We start from the raw sequence: 14,763 nt of genomic DNA, 5'->3' as shown, positions 1-14,763 counted from the left end.
ATGAGCCACCGTAGCGCCGTTTTGCTGATGCTGCTGGTCACGCTGATGTGGAGTTCGGCGGGCGTGGTCACGCGGCATCTGGATGCGGCGCGAGGCTTCGAGATCACGTTCTGGCGCAGCGCCTTCAATGCGCTGGCACTGGTCGTGATCCTGGGCTTGATGCGGGGCAGGGCGTTGCTGCCCAGCCTGAAAGGCTGCGCGGTCTGGGCCTCGGGCCTGTGCTGGGCCGTCATGTTCACGGCCTTCATGGTGGCGCTGTCGCTGACGACGGTGGCCAATGTGCTGGTCACGATGTCGCTGTCGCCACTGTTCACGGCGATATTTGCGCGGCTCTTTCTACATCAGCCGATTCCCGCGCGCACCTGGTGGGCGATTGCGCTGGCCGGCGCCGGCATCGCCTGGATGTTCGGCGGCCAACTGGGCGGGCCGCTGCTGGGCGTCTTCGTTGCACTGGGCGTGCCACTGGCCGCCGCGTCCAATTGGTGCCTGCTTCAGAAAGTAGGGCAGGACGGTGACATGCTCCCCGCCGTCCTGATCGGTGCTTTGATGTCCATGGCCGCGACGCTGCCGCTGGCTTGGCCGATGCAGGCCAGCACCCACGATCTGAGTCTGCTCGCCTTCCTTGGCGTCTTCCAGCTCGCCGTGCCTTGCCTGCTGGCCGTGCGCCTGGCGCGCGAGCTGCCGGGCCACGAACTGGCGTTGCTTGGCCAGGCGGAAACCCTGCTCGGCGTGCTGTGGGCCTGGGCTTTTGCGGGCGAACACCCAGGCAGCGCGGCCCTGATCGGCGGTAGCCTCGTGCTTGCGGCGTTGATCGCCAACGAAGCGCTGGCGCCTCCCACTGTCAAACCCGCCTCCTTGAATAACGCATGAGTGACCTGATCCCGACCCTGGTGTCTGAGGGCCATATCCTGGCCGACGTCAACGGCTGCCTCGGCCTCATCACGCTGAACCGCCCGCAAGCGCTGAATGCGCTGTCGCTGGCCATGATCCGCGACATGACGGCGCTGCTGCGCCACTGGGCGTCTCGACCGGAGATCCAGGCAGTCGCAGTGCTCGGCGCGGGCCGCGAAGGCAAGGCGCCGGCCTTCTGCGCGGGTGGCGACATTCGCTTCTTCCACCAGGCCGCACATGCCGGGGACCCCGCGCTGGAAGCCTTCTTCACCGAGGAATACCGCCTCAACCACCTGATCCACCACTACCCCAAGCCCTATATCGCGCTGATGAATGGCATCGTCATGGGCGGCGGCATGGGCATCAGCCAAGGCGCCAAGTTGCGCGTGCTGTCCGAGCGCTCCAAGCTGGCGATGCCCGAGACCGGCATCGGACTGTTTCCCGACGTCGGGGGGGGCTACTTCCTCGCCCAATGTCCCGGCCACGTCGGCGAATGGCTGGCGCTGACGGGGCAGGCCATCGCGGCCGGTGACGCCATCGAATGGGGTCTGGGCGACGTCTATGTGCCCGCGGCGCAATGGGCAGGCCTCGTCGAAGCGCTCAGAACCAGCCCACAGCCCAGTGCCGAGCACGTCGTCGCGACCGTCATGGAGTGCGCTGACCTCGCCCCCACCGCCGACCCCAAGGCTGCCGCCGAACGCATCGACCGCCATTTTGGCGAGCCGACGCTGGCCGGCATCCTGGCATCCCTGGCCGCGGCCGACGACGATTGGGCGCGCCAGACCCGCGAGACGCTGCTGACCCGCTCGCCATTGATGCTGGCCGTGACCCTGGAGCTCGTGCGCCGCGGCCGCAGGCTCAGCCTGGCCGACGACCTGCGCCTGGAGCGCGATCTGGTGCACCACGCCTTTCATCTGCGCGGCGCAGCCCGCAGCGAGACCGTCGAAGGCATCCGTGCGCTGGCAGTCGACAAGGATCACGCGCCGCGCTGGAGCCCAGCTTCGGTTGCCGATGTGGACGCGGGGGAGGTGGCGGCCTTCTTCGTCAGTCCCTGGCCTGCGAACGAGCACCCGCTGCGGGACCTGAGCTGAAGCTGTCGCCCCCCGGAATGGGGGTAGGCCCGGCAGGCGTATCTCCACACACTCGCGAAAATTTTCACGTTCTGACGGAGACATCGATGCGCAAAGTGCTCATGACCGCCCTGCTGGCCAGCGGCCTGTTCGGCCAGGCTGCCAACGCAGTGCCCGTGCTGTGGGACTCCGCCTCCGGCGGCAATGACCACTACTACGAGTTCTTCGATGCCAACGTCACTTGGGACGATGCCTTCAAGGCCGCCCAGAGCGTGAGCTTCATGGGGATGACCGGCTATCTGGCCACCATCACCAGCGCCGGTGAAAACCGTTTCGCCTCTGTCACCGTCGCCGGCGGCATCCTCGCCTGGCTGGGCGCCTCGGACGCCGGCAACGAGGGCACCTTCACCTGGCGTGACGGCCCCGAAACCGGCCAGGCCCTGACCTACACCAACTGGAACCCGGGCGAGCCCAACAACTGCTGCGGTGGCGAGAACTACCTGCAGACCAATTTCGGCGCCGTCATGGGCTGGAACGACCATGGCGGCCCGGGCAATGCCGGCCAAGTCAACGGCTATCTGGTCGAATTCAGCGCACCCGGCACCGTGCCCGAGCCCGCCAGCCTTGCGCTGGTGATGGCAGCGGCCCTGGCCGGCGTCGGCGTATCTCGCCGCCGCAACCGCTAAGCGCTCGCAGTCCAGCATTTCTCAACGCCCGCGTCGGCCCGACGCGGGCGTTGCCATTTGCGGGCCGGGATAATCGCTGGCGTGACTGCTTTTTCTCCCTGGCGCCTGTCCGTCGCGCCGATGATGGACTGGACCGACCGCCACTGCCGCCATTTCCATCGGCTCATCACCCGCCGTGCGCTGCTCTACACCGAGATGGTGACGACTGGCGCCTTGCTGCATGGCGACCAGCCTCGCCATCTCGACTTCAACGACAGCGAGCATCCGGTGGCGCTGCAGCTGGGGGGCAGCGAACCCGCCGACCTGGCTGCCTGCGCCAAGCTCGCGGAGCGCTGGGGTTATGACGAGGTCAACCTGAACTGCGGCTGCCCCAGCGAGCGGGTGCAGAAGGGCGCCTTCGGGGCCTGCCTGATGGCGGAGCCGCAGTTGGTGGCCGACTGCGTCAAGGCCATGCGCGACGCGACCTCGCTGCCGGTCACCGTCAAGCACCGCATCGGCATCGACAAGATTGAGAGCTACGACTTCGTGCGCGACTTCGTCGCCACGGTCGCCGAGGCCGGCTGCGAAGTCTTCATCGTGCATGCCCGCAATGCCTGGCTGCAGGGCTTGAGCCCCAAGGAAAACCGCGAGATCCCGCCTCTGCGCTACGAACTCGTGGAGCAGCTCAAGCGCGAATTTCCTCACCTCACCATCGCCATCAACGGCGGCCTGAAGACGCCCGACCAGATCGCTGGGCAACTGGCCGTGCTGGACGGCGTCATGATCGGCCGCGAGGCCTATCACGAGCCTTGGAGCATGGCCCAGTGGGACTCGCGCTTCTTCGGCCAGCCCGACCCGGCGGCATCGCGCGAGCAGGTCGAAGACGCGTGGCTGGACTACCTCGAGCGCCTGCATGCCGCCGGCCGCTCCTGGCCGCATGCGATGCGCCATGCGCTGGGGCTGTGGAATGGCACGCCGGGTGCGCGCCGCTGGCGCCAGGTCTGGAGCGACCATCGCCTGAAGACCCTGCCGCCGCGCGAGGTGGCCGAGCGTGCCACCGCGGCGCGCTTGTCGGGCATTGCCGTCGCCGCCTGAGCATGACGACCGGCCGTTGCGCCGGCATCCGCGAGCATCGAGGCATGCGTCGCCTTCTTCTCACGCTCGCTTTCCTCTGCGCCGGCGCCCAGGCCCAGCAGACGCTGGCGCCGGGCGTCGTCTTCGTTTCCGGCGGCTTCGAGGCCGGTCGCCAGCCTGATGGCAACAGCCTGCTGCTGAAGGGCGATCAGGGCTGGCTGCTGATCGACAGCGGCCGTCACCGCGCCCACACCGAAGCCGCGTTGTCGGCCGCAGGCGGTGAGTTGCGCGCGGTGCTGAACACGCACTGGCATCTCGATCATCTGGGTGGCAACGCCTGGCTCAAGTCGCAAAGGCCTGATCTCAAGTTCTGGGCCTCGCCCGCTGTCGCGAAGTCGCTGGCGGCCGATGGCTGGCTGGACCGCTACCGCCGCCAGCTTGTCGAAGCCATTCCCACAGCGCCGCCTGAACAGGCGGCGGTCATGCGCGTGGATCTGGACCTGCTGAATCAGGCAGAAGCGCTGCGACCCGATCATGAGGTTCCGGCTGCATCGCTCCAGACCATCGCGGGCCGACGGCTGCAGATCGGCGTCGAGACGGCCGTCAGCGGTGGCGACCTGTGGGTGCTGGACAAGGCCAGTGGCACGCTGGCCGCCGGCGATCTCGTCACGCTGCCCGTGCCCTTCATGGACACCGCCTGCCCACCGGCCTGGCGCGAGGCGCTGGCGCGCATCTCCGCCCAGCCTTTCCAGCGCCTTGTCCCTGGTCATGGCCCGGTGATGAGTCGCGATGACTTCAAGCGCTGGCGCGGCGGTTTCGAGGCCTTGCTCGACTGCGCCGACCAAGGCCTGCATCCCGGAGCCTGCGCCGCCGTCTGGCGTTCACGCGTGGACCGTTGGCCGGATGACGCCGGCCGCGCTCGCGTCAATGGCATGCTTGGCTACTATTTCAAGACCCTGCTGCAAGCACCGACCGAACAACGTGAGCGATTTTGCCGACGACCCTGACATCGGCCCGGTGCTGCCGGCTGGCGAGCCGCTTTGGGCCCACAGCTTCGACACGGCACTGGGCCGCTGCGGCGTCGTCTGGAGCGAGCGCGGCATCGTCGCGTCGTTACTGCCGGATGCCAGCCCCGCGCGCCTAGTGCGGCGCCACCCGACAGCCCGGCTCGTCGACGAACTGCCGCCCCACATCGCCCATGCCGTCGACGGCATCCGCGCGCTGCTGGCCGGCGAGGCGCGTGACCTCGGTGACATCGTCCTCGACGAGCGCGGCATCCCCGAATTCCGCCGCCAGGTGCATGCGCTGACCCGCGCCATCCCGCCCGGCCAGACGCGCACCTATGGCGAGATCGCCACGGCACTCGGCCAGCCCGGTGCGGCGCGCGCGGTTGGCCGCGCCGAGGGCGACAACCCGTTTCCGCCCATCGTGCCCTGCCATCGCGTGATGGGCGCGGGCGGCGAGCCCACAGGTTTTTCGGCGCCGGGCGGCGTCGAGACGAAGCGACGCATGCTGCTCATCGAGGCGCGCGCCGTCGGCCAGCTCGCGGGCGATCAGCAGCCGCTGTTCTAATCCCGCATGTCCTTTTCTTCCCTGGGCCTCTCGCCCGCCCTGCTACGCGCCGTGCGCGAACAGGGCTATCACGCGCCGACCGCCGTGCAGTCGGCCGCGCTGCCCCCCATCCTGGCTGGTGCCGACGTGCTGGCGCTGGCGCAGACCGGCTCCGGCAAGACCGCGGCCTTTGTGCTGCCGCTGCTGCAACGCCTGGTCGCCGCGCCACCTCGCCCAGGCCCGCGCGCATTGGTGCTGGCGCCGACGCGCGAGCTGGCCGCCCAGACCGCCGAGCTGATGCGCAACGTCGCCGCGCTGCTGATGCACCGGCCCAAGGTGGCGCTGGCCTTTGGCGGCGTGTCCATCAACCCTCAGCTGATGGCCCTGCGCGGCGGCTGCGACGTGATGGTGGCCACGCCGGGCCGCCTGCTGGATTTGATCGACCACAACGGCCTCACGCTCGCCGGCGTGGAATGTCTGGTGCTGGACGAAGCCGACCGGCTCCTCAACGCCGGCTTTGCCGACGAGCTGCAACGCGTGCTGGCGCTGGTGCCCGCACGACGCCAGACCCTGCTGTTTTCCGCCACCTGCCCGCCGGCCGTGCAGGGGCTGGCCGAACAGCTGCTGCGCGAGCCGGTGCGCATCGACATCCAGGAGGCACCGCCGCAGATCACGCAGCGTGCCATCCAGCTCGACCGCGCCCAGCGCCTGCCTGCGCTGCGGCAGCTGCTCAAGGACGAGGCCTGGGATCGCGCGCTGGTCTTCGTCGCCAGCCGCTACACGGCCGAGCTGGTATCGGACAAGCTTTTCGCCCACGGCTTCAAGGCTGGCGCCTTGCATGGCGAGCTGAGCCAGGGTGCACGCAGCGACGTGCTGGCTGCGCTGAAGAACGGCAGTGTCAAGGTGCTTGTCGCGACCGACGTGGCCGCGCGCGGCCTGCATGTCGATGCGCTGGACGCCGTCGTCAACTACGAGCTGCCGCGCTCGGCCGCCGACTACACCCACCGCATCGGTCGCACCGGCCGCGCCGGCGCCACCGGCGTGGCAGTCAGCTTCATCTGCGCAGACAGCGCCGAGAACGCTGAGAGCCACTTCCGCCTCATCGAGAAGCGCCAGGGCCAGCGCGTGCCACGCGAGCGGCTGGAAGGCTTCGAGCCCGAGGCAGTCGCCACCGAAGCCCAGGCCACCGGCGGCATCAAGAGCACGACGCGCAAGAGCAAGAAGGACAAGCTGCGCGAGGCCGCGGCGCGTGGGGAATGACCGATGGGCATTGAGATCGAACGCAAGTTCCTCGTTACCGGCGACGGCTGGCGGCAGCCGGCCGCGGCTCAAACCCGCTTCAGCCAGGGCTATCTGAGCCGTGAGCCAGCGCGCACGGTGCGCGTGCGCATCGCCGGTGAACAGGCCTTCCTGACCATCAAAGGCGCAACCCAGGGCGCCACGCGGGCCGAGTTTGAATATGAGATTCCGCTCACTGACGCCCAACAGCTGCTGGCGCTGAGCGATGGCCCGGTCGTTGAAAAGATCCGCCACCTGTGCCCGCATGAGGGCATGACGTGGGAAGTTGACGAATTCCTTGGAGCCAATGCCGGCCTCGTGGTCGCGGAAATCGAGCTGGCCGCCGAGGGCCAGGTCTTTGCCCGGCCGGACTGGCTGGGTGCCGAAGTGACTGGCGATGGCCGCTACGTCAATGCCAACCTGGCGGTGAACCCGTTCACGCGCTGGATGGCCGGCCCGACCCCGAACCCGTAACACGGCGAGTTCGACGTCCGCGGCCCGCCGCGGGCCATGACGCAGATCAAGCGGGACGCTCATCCTCGTCTGGCGTCCCGCCTTTGGCCTGCCTACACTGCAAGAGTTCGGCGATACATCTGGAGACAACGTGAAACACGCTCCAACACTCCGCCCGAGGCTCCCGCAGACAGCAGTCGCGCTAGCCATTGCAGCGATGGCTGTCACCGCATACGCACAGGGCACGCCTTCGAGCGCCGAACCCGCCGCCAGCGCACCCTCGGCGATGGCTCCGTCGGCTCCCCAAGCCGGTAACCGCCTGAGCCTGGATCGGATGGTGGTCACCGGCACGGGTGTGGCCCGCCGAAAGTTCGACACCTCGTACGCCGTTTCGAGCCTGTCGGCGTCGGACATCGACAAGCTCGGGCCGCTGAACACGGCGGACCTCCTCGGCCAGGTGCCGGGTGTGCAGGCCGAGGCCACCGGCGGCGAGGCCCAGAATATTTATCGGGTGCGCGGCATTCCGAACGAGTCGAACTTCTTCACGTTCCTGGAAGACGGCATGCTCATCTACGGGGAGAACGACGGGTACTTCTTCAAGGGCGACGTCATGCTGCGCCCCGACCTGATGACCCAGAACGTCGAAGTCGTCCGCGGCGGGCCGGCGCCGATATTTGCTGACAACGCGGCCGCCATCCTCAACTTGATCACGCGCCAGGGCGGTGAAGTGGCGGAGCACGGCGCCCGGCTCACCGTGGGTGACACTGGGCTGTACCGCTTCGACGGTTTCGCCTCCGGCAAGCTGGCCGACCGCACCTACTACGCCTTCGGCGGCTTCTATCGCAAGCACCGGGGCTACCGTGACAACGGTTTTCCGAGCGACACCGGCGGCCAGTTGCGGTTGAACATCCGGCACAGGCTGGACAACGGTGAAGCCAGGTTCTTTGCCAAGGTCTTTGACGACAGCAATGTGTTCCTGCTGCCCATTCCAGTGGCAGACCCACGCGATCCGTCAAAGTCACTGAATCCCTACATCGACTACTTCAAAGGTACGCTGAATTCGCCGTCTCTGCGCAGCGTTCAGTTCATCTATCCGAACGTCGGCGGCGCCGGCAGCGCGACCGAAAGCCGAGACCTGTCCAATGGCCGGCACCTGCGCTACTTCAACACCGGCGTTGATCTCAACCTCAACCTGGGTGGGTGGCAGCTCAGCGAGAAGCTGAGGCTGACCAAAGGCAAGCTCGACTTCGATGCCCTGTACTCGACCGTCAACCCGGCAGACGCCAACGCCTTTGCCGCCAGCTTCCTGACTGCCTCGCGCACGGCGTTCGGTGCCGGCGTCAACCGCCTGGGCTACACCTACGCCGGCCAGCCTGCGGCCTACGACCCGTACGGCGCATCGGGCCTGGTCGCGCAAGCGGGCTACCGCTCGATCCAGAACGACTTCAACACCATTGCCAACGACCTGCGTGTGACCCGCGACTTCGATCTTGCAGGCAAGCACAGCCTGACCGGCGGCCTGCTGCTGTCGCGCTACAAGTCCACGATGAACCTGCGCTTCCAGGACATGCTGCTGGAACTGGCTGGCAAGCCCCGGCCGCTGGACCTGGTGGCCTACGACGCCGGCGGCGCCGTGCTGGGCCGCGTCACCGACAACGGCGTGCTGCGCTACTCGTCCACGCTGATCGGTGGCGAATCGACGGTCACCCAGACCTCGGTCTACCTGGCCGACACCTGGAAGCCAGCGCAGCAGACCACGCTGGATTTCGGTGTCCGGCGCAGCGGCTACAAGGGCGACGGCTACAGCAAGAACACGGCCCGGTACGACCTGGGCAACAGCACCACGCTGGCCGACAACTCGACGCTGGGTTACACCGGCGTCAACGCCCCGCGCCCGATTGACGGCCACCCGACCTCCTGGACGGTCGGCGTCAATCAGGAGCTCACGCGAGCCATGGGCGTGTATGCGCGCGCCTCCGTGGCCTATCGTCTGCCGGGCGAGATCAACGTCTACACATTCGCAGCGCCGACGACGACCAAGGCCAAGCAGTACGAGGCCGGCTTGAAGTACTCGACCGAGCCGTTCTCGGCTTTCGCCACTGTCTTCCTGAGCCAGTTCAAGCCCTTTGCGACGACGGTGGCCGAAATCAACCCCGCCACTGGAACCATCACGAATCAGGTCTTCATCGGCAACGTGAAGAGCCCTGGCGTGGAGTTCGAATTCTCGTGGCGCCTCATTTCAAGTTTCACATTGGACGGCGCTGCGACCTACAGCCCGGCCAAGTCCGGCAACATGGTCAGCGCTGCTGGCAACCAGTCGTTGACGACCGAAGGCAAGTTGCCCATCCGCCAGCCCAAGGCCTGGGGCAATATCCGGCCAGCACTCCACTTCGCTGTGGCGGACTGGCAGGCCAGCGCCTACGCCCGCTTCAACTTCACCGGAAGGCGTTACGTCGATCTGCAGAACACGACGGCGCTGCCTGCCTACCGGACCCTCGCGCTGGGCACGTCGGCCAGCAGGGGCGGCACCAACGTGCAGCTGATGGTGGACAACGCCACCAATGCCAAGGGCCTGACCGAAGGCAACCCGCGCGCAGATGCGGTGGCGGGGCAGGGTTCAGCCGATGCCATCTATGGCAGACCACTGTTTGGCCGCAATGTTCGCCTGACGCTGACGCAGGACTGGTGACGCGTCGAGTCCGGTCGGCGAGGTGCGGCGCGGGCTGCGCTGGAGGGGCCTGATGCGGCCAAACACCGATCCGTGCATTGGCGATGTGGAATAGAGTGGGATCGAGGTTGGTGAGCACGGCTTGGCCCGATTCGATGGGTTACGCAACGCCCGCGGATGTCGACGCACCCCCGGCCTCATGGAGGCGACATGACTCAGAGCAGGCTCATGGGTGCATGCCTGGTGCTGTTGACCGCCTGGGTCCCGCTGGCACTGGCTGTCGACGGCCCGGATGCCAACGCGCCCGTCAGGCCCGAGAGCACCACCGTCACGATCGGCCAGGCCAACGACGTGCCCGTGCCGCGCGTCCTGCCGGCCTGCGCGCCGCGCAAGTGCCTGTTTGCGGGCCAGAAGGTGACGGTGATCGCCACCAAGAGCGCGATCAGCGTGGCGTTGCTCGAAGTGAAGCCAGAGTTCGAGGCGGCCACCGGCGCTCAACTGGACATCCTGCGCCTGCCCGGTGTGGAGCACTATCCGACCATCATCTCGGACATGACCAACCACACCGGCAAATACGACGCGTCGATTGCCGCTGCCTGGTGGGTCGGGGACATGGTGGCCGGCGGCCACCTGCTGTCGTACGAGAAGTTCTACGACGACCCGCGATTTCCGAAGTGGGACATCGACGACGTGCTGCCCGGCCCGCGCAACCTGCTGTCCTACGGCGGCAAGAAGTACATGGTCGCCTACGACCACGACGGCCAGGTGCTGTACTACCGACGCGACCTGCTGAACGATCCGCGGCACCAGGCAGTGTTCCGGCAGAAGTACGGCTACCCGCTGGCGGTACCGCAGACCTGGGTGCAGTTGCGCGATGAGGTCGAGTACTTCAACGGTCAGGACCTGAACGGCGACGGCACGCCGGACCATGGCATCGTGCTGGCGCTGCAGCCGGGCAGCCAGGGCATGTTCAATTACATGACGCTGTCGGCCTCCTTCGTCATCGGCCCCGCCAACGCGCGCCTGTACTGGTTCGACCCGCGCACGATGGAGCCGCTGATCAAGAGCCCCGGCCACGTGCGTGCCCTCGAGTTGTTCGTTGAACTGGTGAAGTTCGGCCCGCGCGAGATGCTGACCTGGAACCATGGCCGTGGCTGGGACCATTTCCTGGCGGGCCGCGCGGCGTTCGCGCTCACCTGGGGCGACCTCGGCGCGCTGGCTCAGCAACAGGGCAGCAAGGTCAGGGGCAAGACCGGCGTTGCGCCGGCGCCCGGAACGCACGCCTACTACGACATCGCGCGGGGCAAATGGACCAGCACCGCAGGCGTCAACCAAGTCGGCAATACCAGCGGCGCTTCCTGGGCCGGCGTGATTTCCAAGTATTCGAAGGTGCCCGAGGCCGCGTACTTCCTGCTGGCGCTGCTGGCGGCGAAGGAGAAGTCGCAGGTCTATGCGGCGCGTGGCTGGGACGGCGTCGATCCGGGGCGCAAATCCCAGATGCTGCCGCCCGAGGGCACGGGCAGCCTGGCGCCGTATCTGCGAGCGAACTGGGACCCGGCCGATGTCCGCGACTATCTCAGCGCGTTCGAGCGCACTTTCAGCAACAAGCAGCAGATCCCCTACCTGCGGATCCCGGGGACCTACAGCTATTGGCTGGCACTGGATCTGCGCCTCATGCAGGCGGCGGGCGGGCAGCTGAGTGCGGCAGCCGCACTCGAGGCCGCTGCCGTCGATTTCGAAGAGATCACGATCCGGCTCGGCCGTGAGCGGCAACGCGAGTCGTATCGAACTTCACTGGGCTATTGATCACGGGCATGCGCTGGAATTTCCGGGTAGCGTCACTGGGCATCGGCACCAAGCTGACCGTCGGCGTCGGGGTCCTCGTCGGGCTGACGCTGCTGGTGGTGGCACTCGCCATCCTGGCCGGTCGCAACGCCAGCCGGGACATCGAAATCAGCGAAGCCCTGAGGGCGCCGGCCTCGCGGGCGTCGGCCCAGGCGCAGGAGGCGCTGCTGAGCATGCAGCTGCATCTGCGCGGCTTCCTGGTGCTCTCTGATCGCGAAGACATCGGCCACTACCACGCGGCGCGGGGGGCATTCGAGAGCGCGCTGACCTCGCTGGAGGGCTTGGCCGATGGCTGGGAGGAGGGCGAACGTAAGCAGGTGCAGGCCCTGAACGAGCGTTACGCGCGCTGGAAACGCCTGCCGCCGCAGTTGTTCGAACTGCACGAGGACATCTTGCGCAACCGGCCCGCGCTGCGTCTGTCGAGCATCGACGTGCAGGCGCAGCGGGTGCGTGTGCTGGCCGAGACCGAGGCGATGATCAAGTTGCAGAATTCGCGCCCTGCCGACGCGGTGAACCGCGAAGTGCTGGCGGAAATGCTCACCTTCCAGAGTTCGTTCGATGTGCTGGCCACCAACGTGATGGCGTTCGGCGCCTCGGGCGAAGGCAACTTCAGGCTGACCTACAGCTCACAGCTGGTCACCAATGCGGCCTTGTGGGACGGGCTCTACGCCCGCCGCCCGTTGCTCACGCCTGCACAGCGCGCCCACCTGGATCGCATCGCGGCGGCGCGCGCCGCACTGACCGAGCTGACCCTGCGCATCCGCACGATCCAGGACAGTGCGCATGCCTACGAGGACCTCTACCTTTACCGGACCGAGGTCGTGCCGCAAGCGCAAGGGCTTCTCGACCTGCTGCACCAGATCACCGCCGAGCAGCAGGCGCAGTTGCAGACCGAGCTGTCGCGGGCCCGGGACAGCCTGGCCCGCTCGCGTGCCCAGACGGCTGTCGGTGGCCTGGCCGCGCTGGCATTCGGTGCAGCCCTGGCGTTCCTGCTTCGGCGCAGCATCGTCGGGCCGGTACAGCGCCTGACCCAAGTGGCGGCACGGATCGCCGCTGGCGACCTCACCGCCCAGGCGCCTGTCGAAGCGCGCGACGAGACCGGCATGCTGGCCACCAGCTTCAATTTGATGACGGCCCGCCTGGCCCACACGATTACCGACCTCGAAGCCGCCTACGCCGAAGCCCAGCAGGCCAAGAATGTTGCCGAGCTTGCCAACCAGGCCAAGAGCAGCTTCCTGGCCAACATGAGCCATGAGATCCGCACGCCGATGAACGCGATCCTGGGCATGTCGCACCTGGCGCTGCAAAGCGGCCTCAACCCGCAGCAGCACAACTACATCCAGAAGGCACATGCGGCGGCGGAATCGCTGCTGGTCATCATCAACGACATCCTCGACTTCTCCAAGATCGAAGCCGGCAAGCTCGACATCGAGACGATCCCGTTCAGCCTGGGTGACGTGCTGGACAACCTGAGCAACGTGGTGGGCCTGAAGGCCGACGAGAAGGGCCTGGAGCTGCTGCTGGACCTGCCGCTCGCGGTCCCGCGGGCGCTGGTGGGCGACCCCTCGCGCCTGGGCCAGGTGTTGCTCAACCTGGGCAACAACGCCGTCAAGTTCAGCGACAGCGGCGAGGTCATCGTCGCTGTGAAGGTGGTGGAACAGGACGGCGAATCGGCCCGGCTGCGCTTCACCGTGGGCGATTCCGGCATCGGCATGAGCCCGGAACAGCTGCAACGCCTGTTCCAGCCCTTCACGCAGGCCGATGCCTCGACCAGTCGGCGCTATGGCGGCACCGGCCTCGGGCTGGCGATCAGTCGCCATCTGGTGAAACTGATGGGCGGCGAGCTCACCGTCGAGAGCGAACTGGGCCGCGGCAGCCGTCTGCACTTCGAGCTGCATTTCGGGTTGCAGCCCGGCGCTGCGGACGCGGCCATGGATACCAGTCTGCGTGGCACGCGTGTGCTGGTCGTCGACGACAACGCCGCCGCGCGCGAGCTGCTCGCGACGATGTGCGGCACGCTGGGCCTGCAGGTCGATACCGCCGCAGGTGGCGAAGAAGCCCTGCGCCTGGTGATGCAGGCCGACGCGGGCGACGCACCCTTCCAACTGCTGCTGCTCGACTGGAAGATGCCGGGCATGGACGGCGTGGCCTGCGCGCAGGCGCTGGCCGAGCAGACCGAGCTGCGCCACCCGGCACCCCTGGTGATGCTGGCCACGGCCTTCAGCCGCGAGGAGGTGAGGCAGCGCCTGGCCGAGCGCAAGCTGCGGGCCGGCGCGCTGCTGACCAAGCCGGTCACGCCCTCGACCTTGCTGGATGCTTGTGCTGCCGCACTTGGCCGCGCGCTCGCCGTCCCCACGCGCAGTGCGCGGCGCGAAGAAGCCCAGCTCGACCATCGAAAGGCGCTGGCCGGCGCGCATGTGCTGCTGGTCGAGGACAACGCGATCAACCAGGAACTCGCCGTCGACCTGCTCAGCCGCGCCGGTATCGTCGTCAGCGTCGCTGGCAATGGCGAGGAGGCGCTGCGCAAGCTGGCCAGCGAGCATTTCGATGCGGTGCTCATGGACTGCCAGATGCCCGTCATGGACGGTTATGCGGCGACACGGGCGTTGCGCCAGCAGCCGGCGCTGCGGGCGCTACCCGTGATCGCCATGACCGCCAATGCGATGGTCGGCGACCGTGAAGCCGTCATCGCGGCGGGCATGAACGACCACATCGCCAAACCGATCAAGGTCGATGAGATGTTCGCCACCCTCGCGAAATGGGTCAAACCGAGCGGGTTGGTGGTGGTGGGCAACGGCAGCGGCGCCGACGCGTTGCAGGCGCTGAACGGCATCGACACGCATTGCGGTTTGGCCAACGTCGGCGGCAACGGCGTGCTGTACCGCCGTGTGCTGAGCATGTTCCGCGACCGCGAGGCCAACTTCGCGCAGCGTTTCAACGCCGCACGTCGGGCGGGCGACGCCGACGCCGCACTGCGTGCCGCGCACGACCTCAAGGGACTGTCCGGGACGCTTGGCATGCACGCGGTGCAGGCCGCCGCTGCCGCGTTGGAGCGCGGCTGCCTGCACGGCGCGCGCGACGCCGAGATGGACGCCATGGTGCACGACGTGGCGAATCACCTCGACATGGTCGTCGACGAACTCAGGGCCATCGAGAGCGAGACCGCGCAGGCCGCGTGATCGACATTGCGAGGCCGCCGCCGCCGCCTTCAGTGAATCCGGCCACCGATGGCGCGCGTAGGACAAGCAAGCGCATGTCATACGCAGGC

11 protein-coding genes are annotated in these 14,763 nt (G+C 67.6%); all 11 read left to right on the top strand.

Translation table 11 applies throughout. The features are described from left to right. The 11 genes from ASC95_RS21155 to ASC95_RS21105 all read left to right on the top strand — a co-directional run bounded on the left by ASC95_RS21155 (position 1) and on the right by ASC95_RS21105 (position 14,674). Complete coding sequence (locus ASC95_RS21155; RefSeq protein WP_057299688.1) at positions 1-870, top strand: DMT family transporter; 870 nt, start codon at positions 1-3, stop codon at positions 868-870. Continuing rightward, on the top strand, positions 867-1,982 hold the full coding sequence (locus tag ASC95_RS21150) for an enoyl-CoA hydratase/isomerase family protein (protein WP_057299687.1): 1,116 nt from the start codon (positions 867-869) through the stop codon (positions 1,980-1,982). The genes ASC95_RS21155 and ASC95_RS21150 overlap by 4 nt, the downstream gene beginning before the upstream one ends. 86 nt (positions 1,983-2,068) lie before the next feature. Continuing rightward, on the top strand, positions 2,069-2,647 hold the full coding sequence (locus ASC95_RS21145; protein ID WP_057299686.1) for a C-type lectin domain-containing protein: 579 nt from the start codon (positions 2,069-2,071) through the stop codon (positions 2,645-2,647). A 72-nt stretch (positions 2,648-2,719) separates the two neighbouring features. Then, positions 2,720-3,721 carry a tRNA dihydrouridine(20/20a) synthase DusA gene (gene dusA, locus ASC95_RS21140; protein ID WP_082568106.1) on the top strand — a complete coding sequence of 334 codons (1,002 nt, stop codon included), beginning with the start codon at positions 2,720-2,722 and terminating at the stop codon, positions 3,719-3,721. Positions 3,722-3,765: 44 nt separating this feature from the next. Continuing rightward, positions 3,766-4,707, top strand: coding sequence for an MBL fold metallo-hydrolase (locus ASC95_RS21135; protein ID WP_162250824.1), 942 nt, complete (start codon positions 3,766-3,768; stop codon positions 4,705-4,707). Further along, positions 4,682-5,272: a methylated-DNA--[protein]-cysteine S-methyltransferase gene (locus ASC95_RS21130; RefSeq protein ID WP_235538000.1), complete on the top strand. Its 591-nt coding sequence runs from the start codon at positions 4,682-4,684 to the stop codon at positions 5,270-5,272. The genes ASC95_RS21135 and ASC95_RS21130 overlap by 26 nt, the downstream gene beginning before the upstream one ends. A 6-nt stretch (positions 5,273-5,278) precedes the next feature. Next, on the top strand, positions 5,279-6,511 hold the full coding sequence (locus tag ASC95_RS21125; RefSeq protein WP_057299683.1) for a DEAD/DEAH box helicase: 1,233 nt from the start codon (positions 5,279-5,281) through the stop codon (positions 6,509-6,511). Between the two features lie 3 nt (positions 6,512-6,514). Then, positions 6,515-7,003 carry a CYTH domain-containing protein gene (locus ASC95_RS21120; protein ID WP_057299682.1) on the top strand — a complete coding sequence of 163 codons (489 nt, stop codon included), beginning with the start codon at positions 6,515-6,517 and terminating at the stop codon, positions 7,001-7,003. Positions 7,004-7,199: 196 nt separating this feature from the next. Continuing rightward, on the top strand, positions 7,200-9,671 hold the full coding sequence (locus tag ASC95_RS21115; RefSeq protein WP_082567988.1) for a TonB-dependent receptor: 2,472 nt from the start codon (positions 7,200-7,202) through the stop codon (positions 9,669-9,671). Between the two features lie 189 nt (positions 9,672-9,860). After that, entirely contained in the window at positions 9,861-11,456 is a 1,596-nt protein-coding gene (locus ASC95_RS21110; RefSeq protein WP_200960184.1) for an ABC transporter substrate-binding protein, read from the top strand. An 8-nt stretch (positions 11,457-11,464) separates the two neighbouring features. Beyond that, positions 11,465-14,674, top strand: coding sequence for a response regulator (locus tag ASC95_RS21105; protein WP_157256439.1), 3,210 nt, complete (start codon positions 11,465-11,467; stop codon positions 14,672-14,674). Positions 14,675-14,763 lie beyond the last annotated feature (89 nt).

The sequence above is a fragment of the Pelomonas sp. Root1217 genome (genome assembly GCF_001425705.1).
Taxonomy (GTDB): domain Bacteria; phylum Pseudomonadota; class Gammaproteobacteria; order Burkholderiales; family Burkholderiaceae_C; genus Pelomonas.
The sequence above is the reverse complement of the archived record's forward strand: the minus strand, read 5'-3'. Positions and strand labels throughout refer to the sequence as shown.